The following is a 24,662-nucleotide window of genomic DNA, read 5'->3' on the forward strand; positions in this document are numbered from 1 at the left end:
TAGGTTAAGTTACCGATCGGTAACTTAACTTCAATCCAGCTCATAGTTACATCCCGCTGATCAGCGCCGCTACAAAGGCTGCCCTAAGTAGCAGGCAAGGTGGCTGGGGTCTCAGCTCTGGGGCGACAGAATCGCCCGTAGCATCGACAGCATCTCCGATCGGGACTCCGCACCGAGACGACGACGAATCCTGGCGACGTGGTGCTCGACGGTCTTCGCCGAAATGAACAGCTGCGCGCCGATATCTCGATATGGCATGCCCAGCAACAGCAACTCCGCCACCTCGCGCTCGCGGTCCGACAGCGGCGAGGACGTCGGCCGCGCGCCGGTCGATGCCGACGCCGACGCCTCGGATACCGCCGGCTGAGCGTCGTCGGTCCCACTGTCACCCACGGACAGTTTCAGGTCGCGCGCGACCTGCAGCATGAGTCCCGACACCTTGGGGTCGGAGGTCTGCAGCGCGGCCTGGCCGGCCAGCCGGGTGGCGTCCGCGGTCAGCCCAAACTCGGCCAGCCCGCGCGCGGCCGCACCGACGTCGTCGGCGTCGACCTGCCCGGCGAGCACTCTCAGCCAGGTCCGGCCGGCCACCGCCAGGGCCTTGGCGAACGGACTCTGCGCTGCGGCAGCGGTCAGAGCCTGGCCGTGCGGGGCCACCGCCGCGGGATCATTGGCCAGGATCCCGGCGTGCACCCCGGCCCAGCGCAGCGGAATCGACCAGGTGGGTGGGTTGCCCAGCGAATCCAGCAGCCCGAACGCCTGCTCGAGAGCGGGGGCCAGCCGATCCTGCTGGCCGATCCGGGCGGACGCCACCCAGAGCTCGCCCAGCGGCAATAGCGAGAACAAGTCGACCGAATACTCGACCAGCACCTCCATCGCGGCATACCAATACTTCTGCAGTGCGCCGGCATCCCCGCCTCGCCGCGCCAGCGCGGTGCGCAGCCCGGCCGCCCACAACGCATCCCGGCGATGGGTGTCGTCGATTCCGGTGATGTCACCGGCGGCCGCCGTGAATTGGCCGTCCTGCATCTTGGTCCAACCGAGCAGCAGGCGGTGCCGATGCGCGTACAGCGGGTCCTCGTTATCCCGGTCGGCGCGCACCGCCCTCGAGATGACACTGCGTGCACGGACCGGATCCCCGCCGTGCAGTGCCGCCAGCGTGACCAGTGCCGCCGGACTGTCCGGCAGCACCTGGCCCGCCGAATACTCCGCGGCCATCGCTGCCCCGAGTTTGAGGGCCGCCGTCGAGTAGGGCCCCTGCAACGTCGCCAGAAGTCCCTCGGCCAGGGTGCGCGCGGCGCGGGAGGCTGCGGTCGGCGGCCCTGCGCTCTGTACTGCCAGGGCGCGTTCGGCGGCGGCGCGATCACCGGTCGCGGTCAGTACGATCGCCGCTGCGGCGCCCACCGCCGCGTCGGGGTACGGGCCGAGCCAGTCGAACAACTCAGCGGCCTGCGCGGAGTTGCCGTTGAGCATCGCGACGCTGGCCGAGACCCGGACCGCCGCAGCCCGCTCGGCGGGGTCGTCGGAGGCCAGAAGGGCGTCGGCTTCGGTTGCCGCCGCGGATGATTCGCCGGCCAGGGCCAATGCGTCGGCCAGCTGCGCCCGCAGTTCGACCGCGCCCGCGTCGACTGCGGCTCGGAACAGGGCCGCGTCGGCGCGTCCCGCACCGGCTTGTCGTCGCAAGACCCCGGCCAATTGCTCGTCCCGGACGCCGTGTTCGGCCAGTCGCAGCGCAAGGTCGAGCGAGAGTGTCGACATCGCGATCTGTGACCGCAGCAATGCCGTCTCGACGTCGTGATGGCGGGCGTTGCCCAAGATCTGAGCCACCGCGCGGTGCACGACCCGCAGGAAGTGCGGGTTGTGCGCGGGCTCGATCAGCCCGGTGGCCCGCGCCCGGTCAATCAACAGCCTCGCTTCGTCGGCCGTAACATCCAGCGCTGCAGCCAGATCCGCAGCGCCGAGATCACGGCTGAGGGAGGCGATGAGCAATGCATCGAGCTCCGGTTCGCCGAGCCGGCGCAGCCGGTCGATGAGCGCAAACAATGCGGCCTGTGCGATCGGGGCAGCCGAGTACGGCCGAGCCGACGCCAGGGCGGCCTCGATCAGGAACGGGATGCCGGCCGTCGCGACGAAAATGTTGGTCACCAATTCGGTGCGTGGGGGATGGCCGGACGGATCGGTCATGAGCCTGGATATGTCGGCGGAAGTCAGCGGCCCCAATGAGATTCGAGGCCGCTCCCTGTCGATCGCCGTCATCAAGGCTTGTAGGGCGTCGTCGTAGTCACGCGGCTGGGCGGCCACCACGACCGTCGACGCCGGCTCGGCGACGAGCTCGGTGAGGCGCTGCAAATCGGTGCCGGTCAGCAGATGCGCGTCGTCGACCACCACGGCGGCATCGGCGGGGTCACCGTCCGCCGGCGCTCGGGTCAGCACGGCGGTGCCGGCGTCGCGCAGGGCTTCGCGGACCGCGACGAGCAACGTGGTCTTACCCGTTCCGACGCCGCCGGTCACCAACAGCTTGACCGGCCCCGACCCCAGCGCGCTGATCGCCTCGTGGGCAACCGGCGAAAGATGCTGCACCGTAACCGAATCAGGCACTGTTGACTAGCCCGAGGTAGGTGACGTCACGCCGGTGATGATGTCGCGCGTGGTCGGCGGCGCGGCTGTGGTGGTAACCGGTTTGACGGTGGTGGTTGGCGGGGCCTGCGTAGTCGTCGGCGGTTGGGTCGTCGTCGGCGGTTGCGTGGTCGTGGTCGGTGGCTGGGTGGTGGTCGTAGTCGTCGGCGGTGTCGTTGTGGTCGTGGTCGTCGTGGTGGTGGTTGTCGTCGTGGTGGTCGACGGTGTCGTCGTCGTGGTGGTCGTGGTGGGTGCGGTCGTCGTCGGGATGACGGTGGTGGTCGCCGGAATCGTCGACTCGGTGGGCACCCCGTCCGAGCCGGTGATCGTAACCGTCTGCGGCGGAATGACACTCGTCGCCGGAGCTTCGGTCGGGTCGCCAGGCTTGGTCACCCGGGTGGTCGTGGTCGTCGGTGTGCTGTCCGCGCTGGTGAGGGTGATGGCCAGTCCGCCCACCGCCACCGCTGCGAGTGCGGCGGCAATGCCGAACAGCAGCGGCGGGCGCCGGTACCACGGCACCGGAGCGGGGACCAGTTCGGTCTCCTCGTCCTGCGGCTCGAACTCGACCATCGGGCGCATCCCGGTGGCACCCGCCTGTTGGGCGTAATCGAAGGTGTAGTCCTCGCCCGAATACGGCACCGGCTCCGCGCCGGGCGCATCGTCCTGCGACCACGCCAGCGCGCGGAACGTCGCCGACGGCGAACCATCGGTCGCCGATTCCGTTGCGGCCACGCCCGCTGCCCCGGCGGCCCAGGCGGCCGGAGCGAGCCCGGTCGGGGCGTCGGCGGCGGCCACCGCCATGCCCGTCGGCGCATCCGGCGCGCCGCCGCGCGCGGCGATCACCGCAGAACCGATCGCCGCGTTGAGGCCAGGCAACGCCGTGGTGATGACCGGAACGCGCAGTTCCTCGGAAAGTCGTTGCGTCAGAATCGGTATCGCTGCACCACCGCCAACTGTTGCCACCGCGGCCAGATTGACCGCAGGGATCCTGTTGCGCTCCAGCACATCTCCGAGCGTGTCGAGGAAGCCCGCGAGCGGCTCGGCGAGGAGCGCCTCCAGTTCCGGTCGGGTGACCCGGATGTCGGAGCGAAAACCGGGCAGTTCGGCCGGCACCACAGTCGCGGTCTCTGAGGACAGCCGCTCCTTGGCCTGTCGGCACTCGTCGCGCAGCCGGGTCAGCGCGCCGACGGCGTTGGTGCTGGCCGGATCGATATTGGCCTCGTCGCGGATGCCCGCAAGCACCTGGGTCAGCAGTGCCTGGTCGAGCTGGTCGCCGGAGAGGTCGGTGAAGCGAACCGTCTCTCCGATCGGCTGCAGGTTCGCACCGGCGTCGGCGAGGGTGATGTTCGCTCCGCTGCCGCCGAAGTCGCACAGCGCGATCACCCCCTGTGATGGGAGGCCTGGATCGGCCTGCAAGGCGGCCAGGGCAGCCGTCGCATCCGAGATCAGCATCGGCGGAATGCCGTTGGGCGACAAGACAGGTCGGGTGCGCAGCGCACCGCGCAGGGCGCCGACCGCTCCGGCACCCCAGTACGCGGGAACCGCGACGACCAGATTGGACGGCGGCGAGCCGTCGTCGACCGTGCGGGCCATCGCCTCGAGCGCGTCGGCGATCAGGTCCTCTCCGCGGTGCGGTGACCCGTCGGCGGCCACCAGTGGCACCGGATCGCCTGCCCGCTCGACGAAGCCGCGGAACACCTGGCCCGACGCGGTGAGGTTCGGGCTCGTCAGCTCCGGGTTCTGGGAGGGGACGCCGACCTCGGCGGGTCGGTTGTCCCACAACGTCAGCACCGATCGGCGGGTGACTGGCTGGCGGCCCGGGCGCGCAGCCGCCAGGTTGGTCGCTCCGATCGACAACCCCAGCGAGTCGCTCAATTCGCACATCCCTTCGCCGCCTGATCGGCTGCCGTCAACACCATATCCCCTAATGTCTTCAGAACCCCTAAGGCCGCACCCCCTAATGGTGCCGCGCTTCGAGTGGCTTCGACACCGATCACGGCGCCCTCGTCCGCCGATAACATTCTTGGCAGCAGCTGGGATTCCACTGTGACTATCGGTGGCAGGAGAGAAGGCGTTTCCATGGCAAATTCGTTGCTCGACTTCGTGATGTCGCTCGTGCGAGATCCCGACGCCGCCGCACGCTACGCCGCGGACCCGGCGGGCGCGATCGCCGATGCCCATCTGACCGATGTGACCAGCGCTGACGTCAGCAACCTGATTCCCATGGTGGCCGACTCCCTGTCGGGACCGGTCTCGGGAGGCGGCTTCGGCCCCGGCCCCGCAGCCGGCGACGGGAACGTGTGGGCGAGCGGCGCGGCGACGGCCGCATTCGACGCCTTCGACCACTTGCCCGCGGCTGTCACCGCACCCGAGGTCCACTCGGTCATCACCGAGGTCGCGCAGCACGCGGATCAGGCCCCGTCGTTGATTACCGATCTCGGTGTCGACCCCGGTGCGCTGGACCTGCCGGGCGCCGCGGCCCAGGTCACCGACACCGTCCTTGACCACGGAGTGTCTCCCGATGCCGGCCACGACTGGGCGGATCCCGCGGCATGGGACCACAGCCACGCCGCCGACGACCACGGAGTCGACCACTCCGGCTTCGACCTGTTCTGATCCCCGGGCAAATCCCCACGTCCACCGCGACGTGGGGATTCGTCGCGTCTGGAGCTTTCCCTAGGGACCCCCTAATCCCCTACGATTCGGCCCCTAGCCGACCCTAGTAGGAGCGCGCTGACGAGGGGTGGCGACCCCGTTTTCGCCCGACGGTGCCGTCCATAACGTGGTCTCCAGATCGCCGGAGTCACTGGCGAATTCACCGAAAGGTCCGACAATGCTCACTCTCCTCGACTGGATTCTCGACCTGTTCCGCAACGAGGACGCCGCACGTGCGTTCGTCGCCGCGCCGGAGCAGACCATGCGGGACGCCGGGTTGGCCGGTGTGTCGGCAGCCCAGGTCTCGACGCTGGCGGCCACCGCTGTCCCCGGCCTGGTGCTGGGCGGCGGCGACCCGGTCGTCGGCCTGCAGCGCGCGGTGTCCAACCACTACGGCTTCGCGCCGGCCTACCAGCCGGTCTACGCGCCGTCGCCGACGTTCGCCCCGCAGACCGATCTCGCCAGCCACAACGACACCTCGCTGTTGAGCCCGGACCAGAATGCCGGTGCCAACGCCCAGCAGGGTGCGTTCAACCTCGGCTTCGGTGACATCACCTTCGGCAACAAGACCACGAATACCGCCACCAACGGCGGCGTGGTGGTCGACGGCCAGAACAAGGGTGACATCGTCAGCGGAGACGGCGCTGTCCTGGGCAACGGCAACGAGGTGAACAACGGTCACGTGGCGGCCGGCACCGGTTCCAACGTCGCGATCGGCCACAGCCATGTCTCTGACAACGGCACCACCGCCACCGGCGGCAGCACCGTGATCAAGGACAACAGCGGCCCGGTCCTGCACGACGTGGACGCCAGTGGCGGCAACGGCGGCGGCGCCTCGGCGGGCGGCAGCCTGATCGGCCTCGGCGGCGGCCACGCCTCCGGTGGTAACGCCGGCGGTGGTGGCATCACCATCATCGACAGCCATCCGTCGACCAACAGCGGCAATACGGCCAGCTCGCCGGTCAACACCCAGACCGAGACCCACACCACCACCTCGGTGACCGACCACTCCGACAACTCGGTGCACCAGACGAACGACAGCTCGACGCACGACTCGTCCAGCCACTCGCTCTTCGACGCCAGCCACGACACCACGCTGGTGAACAGCAATCTGGACAACAGCCACGACATGGCGCTGGCGTCCGGCAACCACCTGCTGGGGTTGTAGAGCAATCCGACGGCGGCGGGGATCTCCAGGATGTCTGGAGGTCCCCGTCGCTCGTCTGCGCTTACGGTGGACCACTGGGAGGACATGTGACGCAACCACAGCAGGACCCGCGCCGGGTGAGTGTGATCGTCGAGCTGATCGATCACACCAAGGCGATCGCCGACCTCAACGACCGTGGCGACCTGGTCGCCCGGCTCGCGGTCGCCAGGGAACGCATCACCGACCCGCAGATCCGGGTGGTCATCGCAGGACAGCTCAAACAGGGCAAGAGCCAGCTGCTCAACTCGCTGCTCAACATGCCGGTCGCCCGCGTCGGCGACGACGAGACCACCGCCCTGGTCACCGTCATCAGCTACGCCGAGCAGCCGTCAGCGACGTTGATCGTCTCCGTCGGCGAGGGCGTGCCGCCGCAGAGCATCGACATCCCGATCGATGACATCCGCCACGACCTTCGCCGCGCGCCTCAGGCGCAGGGCAGGGAGGTGCTGCGGGTCGAGGTCGGCGCGCCCAGCCCGCTGCTGCAGGGCGGCCTGGCGTTCATCGACACACCCGGCGTCGGCGGCCACGGCCAGCCGCACCTCTCGTCGACCCTCGGGTTGCTCCCGGACGCCGACGCGATGCTGATGATCAGCGACACCAGCCAGGAATTCACCGAACCCGAGATGCGGTTCATCCGCCAGGCCCATGAAATCTGTCCGGTCGGCGCGATCGTCGCCACCAAGACCGACCTCTATCCGTTCTGGCGCGAGATCGTCTCTGCCAACACCGCGCACCTGCAACGCGCCGGATTGCAGATGCCGCTCATTCCGGCATCCTCGCTGTTGCGCAGCCACGCGATCCAGCTCAACGACAAGGAACTCAACGAGGAATCCAACTTTCCGGCGCTCGTCTCATGGCTCTCGGAAAAGGTGCTCTCCCGCGAGAACGATGCGGTGCGCGACCATGTTGTCACCGAAATACGCTCCGCAGCTGAACATCTCAGCCTGTCGGTAAATTCCGAACTGTCCGCCTTGAGTGACCCGGATCAGGCGCGCCGGCTCACCGAGGACCTCGAGCGCCGCAAGCAGGAAGCCCAGGAGGCCCTGCAGCAGACCGCGCTGTGGCAGCAGGTCCTCAACGACGGCATCGCGGACCTGACTGCCGACGTCGAACACGATCTGCGGGCGCGATTTCGGTCCATCACCCAGCACATCGAGAGCGTCATCGACGACTGTGATCCCACCCAGCACTGGGCGGAAATCGGTGCGGAGGTGGAAGATTCCGTCGCCAACGCGGTCGGCGACAACTTTGTGTGGGCCTACCAGCGCGCCGAGAAGCTGGCCGAAGACGTCGCCCGGACCTTCGTCGAGGCCGGCCTGGATGCCATCAAGATGCCCGAGGTCAGCGCGGCCGAGATGAATGCCGGTCTGGGCCGGCTCAAATCGCTGGCTCGCCTGGAATCCAAGCCGATTGGCAAGGGCCACAAGGTGATCACCAGCATGAGGGGTTCGTACGGCGGTGTGCTGATGTTCGGCATGCTCACCTCGGTCGCCGGTCTGGGTATGTTCAACCCGCTGTCTTTGGGTGCGGGTCTGCTCCTCGGGCGCAAGGCATACAAGGAGGACATGGAGAACCGCATGATGCGGGTCCGCAACGAGGCCAAGACGAATCTGCGCCGGTTTGTCGACGACGTGTTGTTCGTGGTGTCCAAGGAATCCCGCGATCGGCTCAAGAACGTGCAGCGCCAGCTTCGTGACCACTACCGCGACATCGCCAATCAGACCACCCGCTCCCTGAACGAGTCGCTGCAGTCCACAATCGCCGCCGCGCGGATGGAGGAGACCGACCGCAACAACCGCATCCGCGAGCTCGAGCGGCAGGCCAACATCCTCACCCAGGTCATCGACAATGTCGAAAAGCTGGTTCCCGCAAGAACTCTCTAAGGCGAGGACGACCGAGTCTCGTTGAGCCGCGGACCCGACCGGGTGCCGGGCGGGTGGGTGACGCGGGTCGGGAAGGTGCCCGGGAATGTCGGAGCCACCCGCTCCGACGGTGGCACCTCCGATGTGATCGTGGTGCTCGAGGATGACGTGCTGCTGGTCGTGCTTTCACCGGGCAGCCCGATGTCGGTCGTCGACAGCCGCACGCTCGGATAGGACGCGCTCGTCGAGCCCGCGGTGGTCTTCGCGATGTGCGGGGCATCCGGCAGACGCGTGCCAGGAGGAAGCACGGTCTCGGTGTCGGTGGTGCTCCACTTGCTCGACATCGAGACCACCGCGTAGACGAGAAGAGCGACGACCGCCAGCCCGAGCAGCCCCGCAGCCGAGGTGGCCGCCGTCGAGCGGTACCACGGAGCCTTGTGCTGGGGCATGGCGGCTGATCCTAGCCGTCATACGCGCGGGCCGCCGGACCGTAGACTCGTCGTTCGATGAGCACCAGCGATCAGGTTCGCGCCATCCTGGGCGGCACCCGTCGCGCATACCAGGGTGAACCGGCGTACCGCGAGCGGCCCGATGTGTTCAACGAGCTGGACCGCATCGCCGGGCGGCTCAACCAGCCGATCCGCATCGCGTTGGCCGGGACACTCAAGGCCGGCAAGTCCACTCTGGTCAACGCGCTGGTGGGTGAGAACATTGCGCCGACCGACGCCACCGAGGCCACCCGCATCGTCACCTGGTTCCGGCACGGCCCGATCCCGAAGGTGACCGCCAATCATGTCGGCGGACGGCGCTCCAACGTGCCGATCGCTCGCGGCCAAGCCGGGTGGGCCGGACTGACCTTCGACTTCGGCCGGCTCGATGCCAGCGACATCGTCGACCTCGACGTGGAATGGCCGGCCGCCGAGTTGATCGACGCGACGATCATCGACACGCCCGGCACGTCCTCGTTGTCACGTGATGTGTCCGAGCGGACCCTGCGCCTGCTGGTCCCCGAGGACGGTGTGCCGCGAGTCGATGCCGTGGTGTTCCTGCTGCGCACCCTGAACGCCGCCGACATCGCACTGCTCAAGCAGATCGGCGAGCTGGTCGGCGGGTCCTCCGGGGCGCTCGGCGTCATCGGGGTGGCCTCCCGCGCCGACGAGATCGGCGCCGGCCGCCTGGACGCGATGATGTCGGCCAAGGACGTCGCGCAGCGGTTCACCGGCGAACTGGATCGGACCGGCATCTGTCAGGCAGTGGTTCCCGTCTCGGGCCTGTTGGCGCTCACCGCGCGGACTCTGCGTCAATCCGAGTTCGCCGCGCTGGAGAAGCTGGCGGCCGTCGACGCCAACGAATTGAACAAGGCGATGCTGTCGGTGGACCGCTTCGTTCGCGAGGACAGTGCACTGCCGGTCGACGCGCAGACCCGGGCTCAGCTGCTCGACCGGTTCGGCATGTTCGGCCTGCGGATCTCGATCGCCGTTCTGCGGGCCGGCGCCGCAACCGATTCGGTCACCCTGGCTGACGAACTGCTCGAACGCAGCGGGCTGATCGCGCTGCGCGACGTCATCGACCAGCAGTTCGCCCAGCGGTCCGAACTGCTCAAGGCGCACACCGCGCTGGTCTCGCTCCGGCGGTTCGTCGAGATGCACCCGATCACCGCGACGCCGTACATCATCGCCGACATCGACCCGCTGCTGGCCGACACCCATGCCTTCGAAGAACTCCGGCTGCTCAGTCAATTACGTTCTCGACCAACGACTTTGACCGAGGATGAGATGGTTTCGCTGCGGCGGATCATCGGCGGATCGGGCACTGATCCCGCAAGCCGGCTGGGGCTGACCCCGGAAACGCTCGACGACGGACCGCGCGCCGCGTTCGCCACGGCGCAACGCTGGCGCCGGCGTGCTGAACACCCGCTCAACGACCCGTTCACCAGCAGGGCGTGCCGTGCCGCCGTACGCAGCGCTGAGGCGCTCGTCGCGATGTACGCTGCCGGCGCTTAACCGCCGCCCGGCCGCGGGAAGCCCGGGATCGTCGGCAGCACGCGCTGCGTCGTGGTCACCGTCTCGGTCACCGTACTCACCGAGGTGGACGTGCTCGTGCTGGTACTCGTGCTGGTGCTGGTACTCGTCGACGGCGCCTCGGTGGTCGTCGTGGTGGTCGGCGTCGTCGTCGCGGGGGCCTCCGACGCGGTCGGTGACTCGGTCACGGTCTGGGTGACACCCGGTGCCGGAGCCTCCGTCGCCGACGTCGCGGCCGTGGTCGACGTTGTCGGCGAGGTCCTCGTGGTGGTCGTCGGGCTGGAGCCGCTGCCGCTGGTGAACTGGACGATCGCGTAGATCAGCAAGGCCAGGACGAGCGCCGTCAGGACACCGAGGCCGACCAGCGCCGCAGGCTTGCGGTACCAGGGGGTCGGCTCGGGCGGCGGCGGCGGGTAGTCGCCGTAACCGGTCGGAGCTCCGTATTCGGACTGCTGGTAGTCGCTGTAGGCCTCGCCGCCGGTGCCGCCGTAGTTTGCGTACTGCGTCGGGTCACTGTCGGAGTAGTTGTTCGGGTCGTCGGGGGAACCGTCGCGCGCCACGGGTTCCGATTCTAACCGTCAGCCGCTGCCCGGTTGATTGGGGAAGGCGGGGCGGTGGGTGGGACGCACGCTGATCTGCGGCGGCCGCGTCTGCGGGGTTGTCACGTTCGGGCGGTCGCCGCCGCTTTGCTGGGGGTAGCGCGGCGCCCAGGTACCCTGCGGCGGTGCCGGCGGCGGGCTGCCCGGTGGCGGCGGGGGAGGCGGCGGAGGTTCGGGCGGTTGTGAACTGGTCAGCGCGGTGGTCGTCGCCGGGGTTGTCGACGTCGATGACGGCGTGGTCTTCGAATGTCCGGAGTCATCGGAGTCCAGCGCCACCAGCAGGACCGCTGCGACCAGGATCGCGACGACACCCGCGCCTATCGCGCCTATCGCCAGCGTGGCCTGCTTCTTGCGGTACCACGGCCGTTCAGGAAACCAGAACGCATCCGGGGCGAACGGGTCGAACCCGTCGTCGACGGTGAGCACGGGCAGGGCGGGATCCGTCGGCGGGTCGGTGTCGCCGCTGGGCGAAGTCTCGGCCGCGCGCTCCGACCCCGGATACGGCTGCTCCGGATACGGCCCGAACGGGTCACCGAACGGGACGGGCGATGCCTCGTCGACATCCCCGGCGGGGTCGTGCTTCGCCACGGCTATCCATGCTAAACGGCTTGCCAGGGCCGATGCAGGGTTCGGCAATCAGGCGAGTTGCCGAACCACCTCGGTGGCGAACAGGTCGATGTGGTCGAGATCGGTCATATCCAGCAGTTGCAGGTACACCCGCTGCACGCCGGCTTCGATGAACGGCCCCAGGCGGTCGACGATTTCCCCGGGCGTGCCGACCAGCGGCGTGTTGGTGCGCAGCTCGTCGACCTCGCGGGAAATGGCCTGCGCACGGCGGCTGATCTCAGCGTCGTCGCGCCCGGCGCAGACCACGAACGCCGCCGAGTACACGATGTCGTCAGGTGCGCGGCCGGCGTCTCGCAGGGCGGCGCGCACCCGGTCGTATTGGGGTTCGACGAAGTCCAGCGCCGGGAACGCGAGGTTGTACTCGGAGGCGAACCGGGCGACCAACGCCGGGGTGCGCTTGGGTCCGTCGCCGCCGATGATGATCGGCGGATGGGGGTTCTGAGCCGGTTTGGGTAGGGCGGGGGAGTCCTTGACCGTGTAGTGGGTGCCGTCGTAATCGAAGGTCTGGCCCGCCGGTGTGGTCCACAGCCCGGTGATGATGTCGAGCTGTTCGCGAAGCCGCTCGAACCGCTCGCCCAGCGGCGGGAACGGGATCGCGTAAGCCAGATGTTCTTTCTCGAACCACCCGGCACCGACGCCGAGGTCGACCCGGCCCGAGCTCATCGCGTCGACCTGGGCCACCGAGATCGCCAGCGGCCCGGGATGGCGGAAGGTGGCGGAGGTGACCAGCGTGCCGAGCCGGATTGTGCTGGTCTCGCGGGCGATGCCGGCCAGCGTCACCCAGGAATCGGTCGGCCCGGGCAGACCGTCACCGCTCATCGCAAGGTAGTGGTCGGAGCGGAAAAAGGCTGAGTAGCCGAGGGATTCGGCGGCCTGCGCCACGGCGAGCTGATCGGCGTAGCTGGCACCTTGCTGGGGTTCGACGAAGACGCGGAAATCCATACCGCCCAGCTTAGAAAACCTCGGCCCCCTGGGTGCCGACGAACATTCCGTGCCCGGTGCCGTCGTTGGTGAACCGGGTTCCGTCGCTGCCGGCTGCAATGGTCCAGCCGACCGCGTGGTAAGTCGCGTAGTCGAGCGTCGTGGTCGGGATGTCGCCGAGGTTGCCGACGATCCAACGCAGGCTGCCGCCCGCGGTGACCTCGACGCCGTTGGCAGGAATTCCGTTGACGACGGGCGCGTTGGTGAAGTTCGATTCGCAGCCGACGGACTGCGAGTTGAGCTGGCAGCGGGTTTGACCGGACTTGGTTTCGATGTACACGTAGCCGGTGTCGCTGGGCGCAAGGTTCTGCCCGCCCGGGTTGGGCACCATGGGCGACGGTGTCGGGGTGGCCGACGATGTCGTGGTCGGCGTAGACACGGTCGGCTTGCTGCTGGGGAAGCTCGGCTCTCCGCCCGGCCCGCAGCCCGGACACCGGGCCGCGCCGTCGGTGGTGGTGCTGCACCCGGCGGCGGCCGCGCCCGCGGCCACCAGCCACATCACCGCAACTCCGGCTCTCACGCCGTGGGATTTCCGCACACCCAACTCCTGCCGTCGAATGTCAGGGTACGCATGCAGTGACGGAAGTGACTCGAGTGACTCGCGGGGTGAGGCTGGTCGAGCCTGACGAACCTTCGGCCGCGGCGACCGTGATCGCGTTAGATTCGACGCAGCGACGAAAGAGTGAGCCATGACCGACACCGGCGGCCTGTTGTTCAACCCGAACACGTACAACCCGAGACAGTTCGATCCCGAGACCAGACGCCAACTGCAGGCGCTGATCGGCTGGTTCGAGCAGCGCGGCAAGGCGCGGTTGCTTCAAGAAGACCATGACGCGGTGTGGGTGACCGACTTCTTGGAATTCGTCGGGAAGGAGCGGATTTTCGCCACCTTCCTGACACCATCGGAATTCGGCCTCGGGGATGACAACAAACGCTGGGACACCTCGCGTAACGCCGCGTTGAGCGAGATCTTGGGCTTCTACGGCCTGGCGTACTGGTATGCCGAGCAGGTCACGATCCTGGGTCTGGGCCCAATCTGGCAGAGCGACAACATCAAAGCCAAGGAGCGGGCCGCTGCGCAGCTCGAAGCCGGCGCTGTGATGGCGTTCGCCCTGTCCGAGCGCGAACACGGCGCCGACATCTACGACACCGACATGATCCTCACGCCGGCCGATGACGATGGCCTGGCCTTCCGCGCCAGCGGCGAGAAGTACTACATCGGCAACGGCAACGTGGCCGGCATGGTGTCGGTCTTCTCCCGCCGGTCCGATATCGAGGGCCCCGACGGTTACGTGTGGTTCGTCGCCGACAGTGCGCATCCGGCCTACGAACTGATCGGCAATGTCGTGCGCGGACAGATGTACGTCAGTAACTTTGCACTGCACGACTATCCGGTGCGCGAAGAAGATATCTTGTGCACTGGGCCAGAAGCGTTTTCGGTGGCACTCAACACCGTCAATGTCGGGAAGTTCAATCTGTGCACCGCCTCGATCGGGATGTGCGAGCACGCGTTCTACGAAGCGATCAGCCACGCCAACAACCGCATCCTGTACGGCAACCCGGTCACCGACTTCCCGCACGTGCGGGCCGGTCTGGTCGAGGCCTACGCTCGGCTGATCGCAATGAAGCTGTTCAGTGACCGGGCGATCGACTACTTCCGCAGCGCCAGCCTCGAGGACCGTCGCTACCTGCTGTTCAACCCGGCGACCAAGGCAAAGGTGACCTCCGAGGGTGAGAAGGTCGTGATCCTGCTGTGGGACATCATGGCCGCCAAGGGCTTTGAGCGCGATACGTACTTCACCCAGGTCACTCGGCTGATCGGGGCGTTGCCGCGACTGGAGGGCACAGTGCACGTCAACGTCGCTCAGATCCTCAAGTTCATGCCCAACTATCTGCTCAACCCGGGGGACTACCCCGAGATCGCCACCCGCGACGACCGGGCCGACGACACATTCTTCTGGGCGCAGGGCCCTGCCCGCGGTGCCTCCAAAGTGCAGTTCGCCGACTGGGTGCCGGTATTCGAAAAGGCATCGTCGGTACCGAATGTCGCGCGTTTTCTCGAGCAGGCGCGCGCGCTGCAACAGCTGCTGCTCACCGCCGCCCCCGACGCCGAGCAGCAGCGTGACCTCGACTTCATGCTCGTGATCGGGCATTTGTTCACGCTCGTGGTGTACGGCCAGCTGATCCTGGAGCAGGCGCAACTGCGTGGCATTGATCCGGATCTGGTGGATCAGATCTTCGACGTGCAGGTCCGCGATTTCTCGGCCTACGCGGTGGCGTTGCACGGCAAGACGAGTTCGACGTCGGCGCAACAGGAGTGGGCGTTGAATGCGGTGCGCAAGCCGGTGACCGATGCCGCTCGCTTCGACCGAGTGTGGGAGCAGGTCAAGGCATACGACGGCGCGTACGCCATGCGCCCGTAGGGCGCTCCCGAGTGAAGTGAAGCGTCGGCGTCTTCGAGATATCGTGTCCGATACAGCTGGTTCCGGGTGGGAGATGCGATGAGTGACGTGTTGAAGGTCGATATCGACGGCTTGTCGGCCGGCAGTTCGAAAATGGCCGAACAGTCGACCGCGTTGTCGGCGGCTCACGGCCAGTCGGTGAGCAGTGTGGGTGCGGCACAGAGCGGCTGGGTGGGCTCCTCGGCGCAGGCGCTGTCGTCGCTGACCGAGCATTGGAACACATTGACCGCCAAGCACACTGCCGCGTTGGACCATCAGGCGGCGGGTATGGACACCAGCGCCAAGATGTTCAGCTACATGGAAGAGCGCAATGCTGAGACGCTGAAGGCCGTCGGCGAGCAGGCTGACAGGACTACGTAGCGCTCATTTCGTTTCGACGGGCCAGCCGGGATAGCTGGGCAGCGTCGGGAAATCCGAGCGTGGTCGTTCTGCCGATGTCAGGTATTCGCGTCGTTCGACGCTGACGGGTGCGCGGTCGGCGCAGGCGGCTTGGTCCTGGGGGAACTCCGGCCATTCTTTCCACTCTTGGGTGAAGCCCTTGGTATTGAAGGCCCACAAGCTTCCGACAATTTTCCATCCACCGAACACGTCGATCAGCGAGTACGGCGACGGTCCCTTCTGAGGTGCCAACACGTCAAGGTTGCGGTCGGCGGGCGCGAGCAGGCTGATGCGTTCTACTACCAATGCGGCCGTTGCTCCGGCGTTGGGAGTTTGGATGCGGTACATGCCGTCGCGCTGCTGCCAAGCAGCGCCGTAGGTCCAGTTGCAGAGGATCACGGTGACGTCTCGTCCGGTCTCGGCAATGCGCAGAACGTGATTGAGTGCGGTGCCGGCCAATCGTTTGCCGTCGCCTCCCGGCTCGGGATACCGGCTCAACGTAGAATATGGGTTGCCCATGTTTGGTGGTGCATTCGGCTCGACGGCACGATTGAACCCGGGGTATAGATAATCGAGGCTGCCGCCGGAGGCCACTAGGGCCTTGGATTCGGTGTAAGCGCGTAGGGCGACAACCGGCTGGCTCAACAGGTCGATGCCGGGCTCGGCGGTCCACACAAAATGAAGATCAGACAGCGTGGGCGGCCACCGCTCCGGCTGTTTGGGTGGTGCACTCGGCGTTGCAGCGTGGCCGCAGCTGCTGACGAGGCCAGCGCCCATGGCAAGGGTAGCTGTTAGGCGGATGAGGGTGGTCAGGTGTCGACCCATCTCACTTCTTCTTGTTTTGCGGGTCAGCATCGTTAGTGACGGCGTTGTAGCGGTCGGTCATGTTCGTGAGTTGGCTTGCGACACCGCCGTCCACCCCGTGGTCGATGGTGTCGTTGACCGATGAGTTGACCTTCTGATCGTAAGTACCGAGCGATGAGTCCGTCCTTGGCGTAGTTGCCGCCACCCAGGCCTTGTACTCCTCATACGAACGCACATACGGCCCGTCGGGATGACTGGCGTCGGCCGGAGCGATCATTCCGTCAGGCAACCCTTGAACCTCAACGCCGTTGTGCACCAGGGCATTCAACATCTGCTTGGTGGCCTGGCCGGATTGCATGTCCGACATGTCGTGTTGGCTCCACTGATCCGTCGGCGCAGCTCCGATCAGTGACTCCTCTAAAGCCTGGCCGGTGACGGCTGAGCCGGGTGCCGCGATGTCCGCTGTCCCGAACGCGAGTTCGTATGCGGACTTCTTGAGGTCATACGCGGCCGCCGCCTTCGCGTCGTCGTTCATTCCCGTTGCATCGGTGGCGTTGTGGATACCGGAGTCGACCAAGCCCTGCAGTGTCATCGAGTTCTTGAGATGACCGTTGTCTCCGGAGACATCCACTCCGTTCTTGTAGTCGTTGGCCCACTGGTTCTGTTCGGCGACGGCATCGCGCCCGGCTTCGGCATTGAAGAAGTCCGATGCCTGCTTGTCGGTGCTCAGCACCGAGAAGAGACCCTTGGCGTTGGTCATCTTTCCGCTTTCGACGTCCTGCGCGGAGTCGATGTCGGCGAAGCCGTCGTGTCGCATCTCGGGGGAAGTCTGGGCGATGTCCGGAATGTATGGAGCTAGTCCGTGTGAAAGCCCGCGCACCGCCTCGGGATTCAACTGGCCCAGTGTTTGATCGCCGTCCATGTGAAGGAAAGCTTGTTCGTGCCCTCCCACATACGCTCCGTAGGCCGACGCCGTCTCGGCCGCCATCTTGGCGTCCGGTCCGTTGGCGGCATCACCGGTCCAGCTGAACATGTCGCCGACCGCCTTCCCGTTGTCACTCCAATCGGTGCTCAGCGCGCCCTTCATGAAGTTGTCCGAGTAAGCGGTGTCGCGAGTGATGTCGTGAATGGCCAGATGGTCCTGACCGGCAGTCGCCAGTACGTCGAGAGCGACTGGTTCGCCGTTGCCGGTGACACCCGAATAGCCACCCTTACCGCCTACAGGCGTGCCGTGGAACGTGGGCGAGTTCATCATTTCTGTCGCCTTATTGAGCATGCCGCGGTCCAGTGCGGTGCCCTGCCGCAACACTGGAGTCCCGTCTTTGACGATGTTCGTCAGCTTGCTCATCTCGCCGAGCTGGGACATGCCCTTCGACTGCAGCGTGCTCTGGACGCTGGACGGCAGCTGGCCGACGCCGCCGGTGGCCATGTTGTTCGCGTTTTCCAGCCCGCCTGCATCGGTCTTCGGGAAGTGAATGTTCGGGTTGCTCATCAGCTGCCAGGAATCGCCCATCGCCGACTTGGCGTCGCCCATGTTCTGTTCAGCGTTGGCGAGGGCGTCGACAGACATACCAGCCTGCTGGGATTGCATCTGACTCAAAATCGATGCCTGAAGCGGCGTGAGTGGTTCGTTGCCGGCTCGCTGGTCGGCGTTGATGGAGTTCAGTACCGCCTTGACCTCTGCGGCTGCCGATTTGTCGCCCGCCAGGGCGTGCTCGACGGTCTCCTTCGCAGCCTGTGGCGAGACCTTCGGATCGTCGCCGATGCTGTCGGCGGTCTCCGAGATGGCGTTGCTCACCGCTGTGGCGAGATGCTGATCCGTGGAGTTGGCTCGTCGCAGCAGGTCCACAATCGCGTCGTGCACGATCTGCACGTGATGTTCGACCTCGGCTCGTTCTTCCGGATCGTCGGGGATTATGTAGTGCAGTTCGCCAGTCGCGGTGTCGATCGCGATGCCCCAGTGGTCGGCCATGTGTTGGATCCGCGACCACTCTGCCTTGATGGATTCGACCTCTGAAGCCGCAGCCGAGACATCACGAGCTGCCTGGTCGCACTCGTCGGCGTGCGCGAGCATCGTGTTGCTGATGGCTACCGCCGTGCTCGCCGCGGCCTCCTGCGACATGCCTTGCCATTCCAGATTGGTGATGATCGCGTTCTGATTGTGGGCGACGTCGCGCACCTGGCCGGCGCGATTGTTCGCAGCGGTGGCCACCGCGCGTATCGACCCCGGATCCCACGTCTCCAGATCCGTCAGCGAAATCCCCACAGCCAGCAAACTTACCCGAGCTGGTGGCTATGGCAATTCACTTCGAGAAGCGGCGGAACTTTCGGAGATACGGCGGCAGCCGCCAGGCCGGTACCGATCTGGGCCAGTCATCGGCGCGGAAATAGGCATCGGAGCCACCATCGACGAAAATGACGCTGCCGCAGAGGAAGTCGGCGGAGTCGGACAGCATGAACACCACCCAGTCGGCCAGGTGCCCTGGGTCGCCGAAGCCGCCGATCGGCACCGGGAAGGAATGAATGGCCTTGGCCTCCGCCGGGGTGGCCAGCTGCTTTTCCAGCAGTGGCGTCAGGATCGCGCCCGGGGCGATGGCATTGAGCCGGATCCCGGCGCCGGCCCAGTCGCGCGTCACCGCGTGGCGGCGTACCCAGCGGCTGACGGCGATCTTCGATGCGCCGTACGCCATCGACGGCGCCGCTGGGCCGAGGATCCGAAGCGTCCGCACCGCCTTGTCGCGGTCACCGGCCAACAGCGCCCGAATGGCGCGACCGGGAATCGCCGGAATCGTGGTCGTCGAGTTGCTGGAGAAGACAACAGCTTTCGCGCGTTCACTCGCTGCGAGTGCCGGCCGCCACGCCTGCAGAAGCTCTACGACGCCGAAGTAGTTGACCTCGACGATGCGCTTGGGCTGCTCCCGACCTGGGGTGGGCCCGAGCCCGGCCGCCAACACCGCCCCGTCGAGCCGGCCGTCGCACGCGACACGTACGGCATCGGCGGCCGCCCGTCGACCGGCCGGCGTCGAAAGGTCGGTCACGATGTCAGCGGATTGAATGTCCACCCCGATCACGGTGTGCCCGTTGGCCCGCAGCCGCTCCACGACCGCGCTGCCCATGCCCGATGCCGAACCGGTGACTGCAAAGGTACCCACCGAGCGAGTATGGCCTACCGGTGACGTCGCCGGCTGCTCCCGGGCGTAACCTCCGATCGTGGACGTCGACGTCATGACCACCGCGCTGCCGCTGGGAGAAATCGGCAGCCTCGCGGAGCGCACTCAGAGCGCTGGATTCTCCGGGATGTTGTTCACCGAGACCGGCCGCACGCCCTACCTCAACGCTGCGGTGGCGTCGCAGGCCGCGCCGGGCCTTGAGTTGTCGACCGGTGTAGCCGTGGCGTTCCCGCGAAGCCCGTTCATCACCGCGGCGACCGCGTGGGAGCTTCAGGAGGGGACCGGCGGACGCTTCCGGCTGGGCCTGGGCACCCAGGTCCGCACCCACGTCGTGCGGCGTTATGGCACGCAGTTCGAACGTCCGGGTCCGCGGTTGCGGGACTATGTGCTGGCCGTCAAGGCGTGCTTCGCCGCCTTCCGCACCGGTACCCTCGATCATCACGGCGAGTTCTACGACTTGGACTTCATCACCCCGCAGTGGAGTGCCGGACCCATTGAGGCGCCGGATCCGAAGGTCGACATCGCGGCGGTGAACCCGTGGATGTTGCGGATGGCCGGCGAAGTGGCCGACGGTGTGCACGTTCACCCGATCGGCGAGCCCGGTTACATCGCGCGCCATGTGGTACCTAAAGTTGCTGAGGGAGCCGCGAAGTCGGGGCGCTCACCATCCGACATCGCGCTGATCGTGCCGGTGATGACGATCGTCGGCGACACCGACGAGGAACGGGCAGCCGAGCGGGAGCGGGTCCGGTTCTCCATGAGCTTCTACGGGAGCACGCCCAACTACGCGTTCATCTGGGACGAGGCCGGCTTCGAAGGCACCACCGCCCGCATCCGGGAAAAGCAGAAGGCCGGCGACATCAACGGGATGGCGGCCCAGATCACCGATGACCACATCGCCACGTTCGCCACCGAGTCGACGTGGGACGGACTGGCCGCCGCCCTGGCCGACAAGTACGGCGCTACCGCCAGCCGCATCGTGCTCTACAACGCGCTGGGCGACAGCGAGAGATTCGAGCGCTACGGCGAGGTGGCGCGACAACTCTCGCAAGGCACCGCGCTCGGGCGTCCGGCGCGGTAGCCTGCCGCCATGCCGGCGTGGATGTGCCCGTGACCACACATCTCGCGGTCATCGCGACGCTTGCGCTCGCGCTGCTGTTCAGCCCCGAGACGTTGGTCCTCGGACTGGTGGTCGCCAGTGACAAGAAGGTGCCCCGGCAGGCGACCCTCGCGTTCTCCGGAGGCGCCGTCGTCGGCATCGCCTTCGCCACCGGCATCGGGGTGGGTATCGCCGCGCTGACCGGGACGCCCGCGTCTGGCGCTGACCACGCCTCATGGCCGGGCTTCATCGTCCGGATCCTGATTGCCGCCGCGCTGCTGGCCATCGGTGTGCGCCGGGCGATCGGCGCGCTTCGGCACCGGCCGATTGCCGACGTGTCCAAGCCCGAGCACCGTCCGAGCAAGCTGCGGACCCGGCTGACCCAGCGTTTCCCCGGGCTGGACCCGAAGGCGGATCTGCCTGCCCATCAACGAATCAACCGCGCCGCAATGGCCGGCTTCGCGGTGTGTGGTCTGCACCCCAAAGTCTTTCCGATTGCGATCGCCGCCGGCCACCAGATACTGCAGATCGGCGACCGTCCCGAACGTGCGCTCGGCGCTGTGGTTTTCGCGGTGATCGCCGTCGTTCCCGCTCTGACGCCGACGGTCATCGAACTCGTCCGGCCGGGTGCGGCCGACCGCATCAAGGAAAGCTACGAGCGCATCATGAAGGTGCACGGCCGCTGGATCGTGGCCGTGCTCCTGCTGGCCGCCGCCGTATTCGTCGGCCACGGTGCGTTCGAGCACATGCCGAAGCACTGATGTGAATCGCGGGACCGGCGAGGCGAATTCGGTGCGCCTGGGCGGACTGCTCAGCGGCGTCTTGTTCACCCAGATCGCCAACAGCGCCGTGCATTTGGCGCAGCCACTGCTCGTCGCAGACCTGTCCGGGTCACTGGGCAGCGCCGCATTCTTCTCGGCATTCGGCACCGCACTGCACATGGTGGGTACCTACCTCGGCGGCTGGCCGACTGAGCGCTTCGGGGCCCGCCGCATACTGGTCGCCGCCACGCTTCTGCGTGGCGTGGTCCTGGCAGGCATACCCGCTGCGATGACACTCGGCTTGGTCAACCTAACCTGGGTCATGGTGTGTTACAGCGCGGAAGCGCTGATCCGCGGATATGTCGACACCTCCGTCCACACGATTCCCCTTGAACTTGCCGGGCACCGACCGCGGTTGCTGGATAAAATCAACTCCCGCTACGAGTTGGCCTTCGAGATCGGCGCTGTCGTGGGACCGCTCATGCTCAGCGGGTTGATGACCTGGTCGGCAGAAATCGTGTCGCACATCGTCATTCCGGTCGGCTTTGCTCTTTCGGCCGGGTGCTACCTACTGATTCCCGAGCGACCGGCCATCCCCGACGAAGACCGCAACCACGCCCACGGCGGTGCGTGGGCAGGTGTCAAGTACATCCTCAAGCACCGGTACCTGCTGATGGTGGTCCTAGGTCTGATGTTGTTCCACCTCTACGAACTACGCAAAGACCTGAGTGCGTTCTTTGCCAAAGGGCTGCTGCACCAACCGCATATGGCTGGTCACGTCGGATCGGCCTTCGCCCTCGGCGGGGTGGCGGGCGCACTGCTTTACACGGTCACTGTGCGCCGCGGCTCCGGCCGCGGCTGGATGTTCGCGGGAGTGGGCGGGACGTTGCTGCTCGCGGTCGGCTGGATGCCGGTGAACCTGTGGATCATGGTGGTGGCGGTGTTCCTGTTCGGGGTCAGCAACGTCTGCGCCCGGTTGGTCCTCACGCGCTGGCGGCAGGAGTTGACGCCGCTGGAGCACGCCGGTGGCGTGACCGCTGCCTCGGAGTTCGGCCGGACGGCCGCGTCGGTGGGGGTGGACAGTCTGGTCGGCGGGGCGTTCACCGCAGGAACCACCGCATATGGATCGTTCGGAATCGTCGGCGGCGCGCTGGGCATCTTCGCCCTGGCGCAGCTTGCCCTGGCGCGAGCACTGAAACGCCTGCCCGGCAACGAGATACCGGAGAGCAGCGAAAGCTAGGCCGCGTTGACGGTGACGGTCGACGGGTCGACCGTCGGCAGCGACAGCGCCACGTTCGAGATGGTGACCGAGCCGAGCGCCCCCACCGCGCGGTACGACGCCGACGACCCGAAGACCTGCAGCGTGACCGTCTGGCCGGGCTGCAGCGTCTGGGCCACCATCTCGAGGTCGACGTCGGCGATGCCCTGAGTGCCGTCGAGGGTCACCTTGATCGGGGTGACCTGGTTGCCCAGCACCTGGCCGGTTGAGCTGTCGACGAGCTGGGCGTACAGATGATCTCCCGTGCCGGTGCCCGAGTAGTTGAAGGTCAGGTGAGGCGCACCGACGACGTAGGTCGTCGTAGTGACGGCCGGCGTCGTGTAGTTCAGTGCATCGATCGCTCCAGACGACCCGATGGGCAACAGCCCGAACAGACCGCCCGCACCCAGGAGGGGCACGAGTGGCAACGTCTGGGCCGTGGTGCTGGACAGCATCACTGAGTCGCTCGGCGTCAGATCGTAGGAGGCCGACGAAAGGTGTTGTCCCCATTGGTCAACCCACTCGAACTGCGGGCCGGTGTCCACCGCATCGCCCTTGACGTAGCGATCAAGCCACGCGAGGGTGCGCTGTTGGACCAGTACGCCGCCGGTGTTGAACAGATCGTTCGTGCACAGGCCGTGACCGCCGCAGAACCAGATCACCTTGGTCGGGACGTTGTCCATGAGCACCTGCGCGTTGGCGTCGGCCTCAGCCAAGGTGAAGAGTGTGTCGACGGTGCCCTCGATCAACAGCGTGGGCGCGGTGATTTGATCGAGCAGGTAGTCGGGGCCGCGATCCGCCAGCAACGCCACATCCGTCGGTGTCAGACTGCCGGTGAGGTCGCCGTAGATGGTGGCCGGAATGATGGCCGGGTTGGTGCGGGCGAGCGTGAGAACCAGCACGGCTGACAGCAGCGTGCCCCAGCCGCTCTTGAACGACTGGGCCTTGTACAGCGAGGTCGTCAGACTGTTCCACGCGATCGTCGGCACGATCGCGTCGACCCGGTGATCGGTTGCCGCCGTGACCAATTGGATGCCGCCCCCGTAGGACGCACCCACCATGCCCATTCGAGGGTCGAGGTCCGCCGGATCGCCGTCGAGCTTCACCTCTGGCTGAGTCGCAACCCAACTGATGATCGCCGACACGTCACGTGCCTCGTAATCCGGCGAGTCGATCTGCAACTGGCCGCCCGAGAAGTATTCGCCGCGTGGGTCCCATGTCACGACGTTGTAGCCGGCATTGCGTAGCGCGAGGATGCTGGGCATGCCCAGGGCGTTGGTGAGGACTCCGTCGAGAAAGGTGCCGTCGATGCTCGTCTGGCCGGGCATCCCCAATCCCGGACCGTAGAAGATCGTCGGCGCCTGGACGCCCTGCTGCAGCCCGGTCGCCGGCATGAAATGGACGTAGATCTGAGCGCCGTCGACAGGCGAGACCACCTTGACGTCGCGCGGCCTCGCCGCGTTCGTCGGCGCGCCCGGCTGCACCGGGTAGCCGAACAGCGGATGAAGGATGTCGCCGAGGACTGGGATCTGGTGGATGAACGCCACGATCGGGGTGAACAGCACTGGCCCGAGCACCGGGATGTGCTGCAGGAATTCCAGCGGCGGGGTCTGCGGGATGGCAACGACCGACGTCGGGATCGCCGGAAGGTCCGCCGTACTCACCGTGGTTGCCGCGGTGGCCATGGTGCGCTGCGGTGCAGTGGTGGCCGATGATTCACGGCGGGACGCCGCTGCGAGCATCAGCGTCACCGGGGAATCGACCGGTGCCGCGGGATCGTCGGTCACGCCGCGCATCGCGGTCGCGGTCGCGGTCGCACGCGGCGCCGTCACCGACTGAACGGTCGACCTCGACGTGGTCTTACTGCCGGTGACAGTGCCCGAATCGGTGGTGGCCTTTCGGGCGCTCTTGGCCACCCCGCTGTGTTGCGACGAAGTTCCTGAGCTGGCCACACTCGCCGACGACGAATCCGAGGAACCGACGGGTGTGGCCGAGGCCTGCCCGGCTCCGGAGACGACGGCAACCCCGATTCCCAGCGCTACCGCAAGCCCACCGATTCGACCGACGAACGCCCCTGCACCCATTTGTCTATAAGTAGCGTGACGCACCGGTAATGTCTGGCGGTTGGTCCAACCTGTGACAAGTCTGACGTACTCGTCAAAATT

Annotated in this window: 20 protein-coding genes; 9 read left to right on the forward strand and 11 right to left on the reverse strand. The window is 66.8% G+C overall.

Annotation, left to right across the window (positions count from 1 at the left end):
• Positions 1-111 precede the first annotated feature (111 nt).
• Both iniR and AB431_RS02680 read right to left on the reverse strand, forming a co-directional pair.
• Entirely contained in the window at positions 112-2,595 is a 2,484-nt protein-coding gene (iniR, locus tag AB431_RS02675; RefSeq protein WP_047328642.1) for an isoniazid response ATPase/transcriptional regulator IniR, read from the reverse strand.
• Between the two features lie 6 nt (positions 2,596-2,601).
• Positions 2,602-4,488 (reverse strand): Hsp70 family protein, encoded by a 1,887-nt coding sequence (locus tag AB431_RS02680; protein WP_047333010.1) that lies wholly within the window; start codon positions 4,486-4,488, stop codon positions 2,602-2,604.
• 204 nt (positions 4,489-4,692) lie between these two features.
• On the opposite strand from AB431_RS02680, the gene AB431_RS02685 reads away from it, so the two are divergent.
• From AB431_RS02685 to AB431_RS02695, 3 genes are all read left to right on the forward strand, one after another.
• Entirely contained in the window at positions 4,693-5,229 is a 537-nt protein-coding gene (locus AB431_RS02685; protein ID WP_047328643.1) for an IniB N-terminal domain-containing protein, read from the forward strand.
• Positions 5,230-5,446: 217 nt separating this feature from the next.
• Entirely contained in the window at positions 5,447-6,436 is a 990-nt protein-coding gene (locus AB431_RS02690; RefSeq protein WP_047328644.1) for an IniB N-terminal domain-containing protein, read from the forward strand.
• Positions 6,437-6,522: 86 nt separating this feature from the next.
• Positions 6,523-8,358 (forward strand): dynamin family protein, encoded by a 1,836-nt coding sequence (locus AB431_RS02695; protein WP_047328645.1) that lies wholly within the window; start codon positions 6,523-6,525, stop codon positions 8,356-8,358.
• Here AB431_RS02695 and AB431_RS02700 read toward each other — a convergent pair.
• Entirely contained in the window at positions 8,355-8,786 is a 432-nt protein-coding gene (locus AB431_RS02700; protein WP_047328646.1) for a hypothetical protein, read from the reverse strand. The genes AB431_RS02695 and AB431_RS02700 overlap by 4 nt on opposite strands.
• A 57-nt stretch (positions 8,787-8,843) precedes the next feature.
• Between AB431_RS02700 and AB431_RS02705 the strand changes: the two genes are divergently transcribed.
• Complete coding sequence (locus AB431_RS02705; protein ID WP_047328647.1) at positions 8,844-10,340, forward strand: dynamin-like GTPase family protein; 1,497 nt, start codon at positions 8,844-8,846, stop codon at positions 10,338-10,340.
• Here the strand turns inward: AB431_RS02705 and AB431_RS02710 are convergent.
• Genes AB431_RS02710 through AB431_RS02725 form a run of 4 tightly spaced genes read right to left on the reverse strand, consistent with a single transcriptional unit; the run spans position 10,337 to position 13,064 of the window.
• Entirely contained in the window at positions 10,337-10,918 is a 582-nt protein-coding gene (locus AB431_RS02710; RefSeq protein ID WP_047328648.1) for a hypothetical protein, read from the reverse strand. The two genes, AB431_RS02705 and AB431_RS02710, sit on opposite strands and share 4 nt — an antisense overlap.
• Positions 10,919-10,936: 18 nt before the next feature.
• Positions 10,937-11,545: a hypothetical protein gene (locus tag AB431_RS29365; RefSeq protein WP_052960163.1), complete on the reverse strand. Its 609-nt coding sequence runs from the start codon at positions 11,543-11,545 to the stop codon at positions 10,937-10,939.
• A gap of 48 nt (positions 11,546-11,593) precedes the next feature.
• A complete protein-coding gene (locus AB431_RS02720; protein ID WP_047328649.1) occupies positions 11,594-12,526 on the reverse strand; it encodes an LLM class F420-dependent oxidoreductase in 933 nt (310 codons plus the stop codon).
• A gap of 10 nt (positions 12,527-12,536) precedes the next feature.
• Positions 12,537-13,064, reverse strand: coding sequence for a hypothetical protein (locus tag AB431_RS02725; protein WP_047333012.1), 528 nt, complete (start codon positions 13,062-13,064; stop codon positions 12,537-12,539).
• A gap of 190 nt (positions 13,065-13,254) precedes the next feature.
• Between AB431_RS02725 and AB431_RS02730 the strand changes: the two genes are divergently transcribed.
• Complete coding sequence (locus tag AB431_RS02730; RefSeq protein ID WP_047328650.1) at positions 13,255-14,988, forward strand: acyl-CoA dehydrogenase family protein; 1,734 nt, start codon at positions 13,255-13,257, stop codon at positions 14,986-14,988.
• 78 nt (positions 14,989-15,066) lie between these two features.
• Positions 15,067-15,387: a WXG100 family type VII secretion target gene (locus tag AB431_RS02735; RefSeq protein ID WP_047328651.1), complete on the forward strand. Its 321-nt coding sequence runs from the start codon at positions 15,067-15,069 to the stop codon at positions 15,385-15,387.
• 3 nt (positions 15,388-15,390) lie between these two features.
• On the opposite strand, the gene AB431_RS02740 is transcribed toward AB431_RS02735, so the two are convergent.
• From AB431_RS02740 to AB431_RS02750, 3 genes are read right to left on the reverse strand one after another with little or no spacing between them, the layout of a single operon-like run.
• Positions 15,391-16,260 (reverse strand): hypothetical protein, encoded by an 870-nt coding sequence (locus AB431_RS02740; protein ID WP_144418178.1) that lies wholly within the window; start codon positions 16,258-16,260, stop codon positions 15,391-15,393.
• The gene (locus AB431_RS02745; RefSeq protein ID WP_052960165.1) at positions 16,232-18,475 is read right to left on the reverse strand and encodes a hypothetical protein; all 2,244 of its coding nucleotides are present in this window, start codon (positions 18,473-18,475) and stop codon (positions 16,232-16,234) included. Before AB431_RS02745 ends, AB431_RS02740 begins: the two co-directional genes overlap by 29 nt.
• 37 nt (positions 18,476-18,512) lie before the next feature.
• Positions 18,513-19,361: an SDR family oxidoreductase gene (locus AB431_RS02750; RefSeq protein WP_047333014.1), complete on the reverse strand. Its 849-nt coding sequence runs from the start codon at positions 19,359-19,361 to the stop codon at positions 18,513-18,515.
• 73 nt (positions 19,362-19,434) lie between these two features.
• On the opposite strand from AB431_RS02750, the gene AB431_RS02755 reads away from it, so the two are divergent.
• The 3 genes from AB431_RS02755 to AB431_RS02765 are packed head-to-tail and all read left to right on the forward strand — an operon-like array spanning position 19,435 to position 22,479.
• The gene (locus AB431_RS02755; protein ID WP_369803109.1) at positions 19,435-20,460 is read left to right on the forward strand and encodes a TIGR03617 family F420-dependent LLM class oxidoreductase; all 1,026 of its coding nucleotides are present in this window, start codon (positions 19,435-19,437) and stop codon (positions 20,458-20,460) included.
• Positions 20,461-20,489: 29 nt separating this feature from the next.
• Positions 20,490-21,239, forward strand: a complete 750-nt coding sequence (locus tag AB431_RS02760; RefSeq protein ID WP_158423504.1) for a GAP family protein — start codon at positions 20,490-20,492, stop codon at positions 21,237-21,239.
• Between the two features lies 1 nt (position 21,240).
• A complete protein-coding gene (locus AB431_RS02765; protein ID WP_047328655.1) occupies positions 21,241-22,479 on the forward strand; it encodes an MFS transporter in 1,239 nt (412 codons plus the stop codon).
• Here AB431_RS02765 and AB431_RS02770 read toward each other — a convergent pair.
• Complete coding sequence (locus tag AB431_RS02770; RefSeq protein ID WP_047328656.1) at positions 22,476-24,581, reverse strand: S9 family peptidase; 2,106 nt, start codon at positions 24,579-24,581, stop codon at positions 22,476-22,478. The genes AB431_RS02765 and AB431_RS02770 overlap by 4 nt on opposite strands.
• Positions 24,582-24,662: the final 81 nt, after the last annotated feature.

The sequence above is a fragment of the Mycobacterium sp. EPa45 genome (genome assembly GCF_001021385.1).
Lineage (GTDB): Bacteria > Actinomycetota > Actinomycetes > Mycobacteriales > Mycobacteriaceae > Mycobacterium.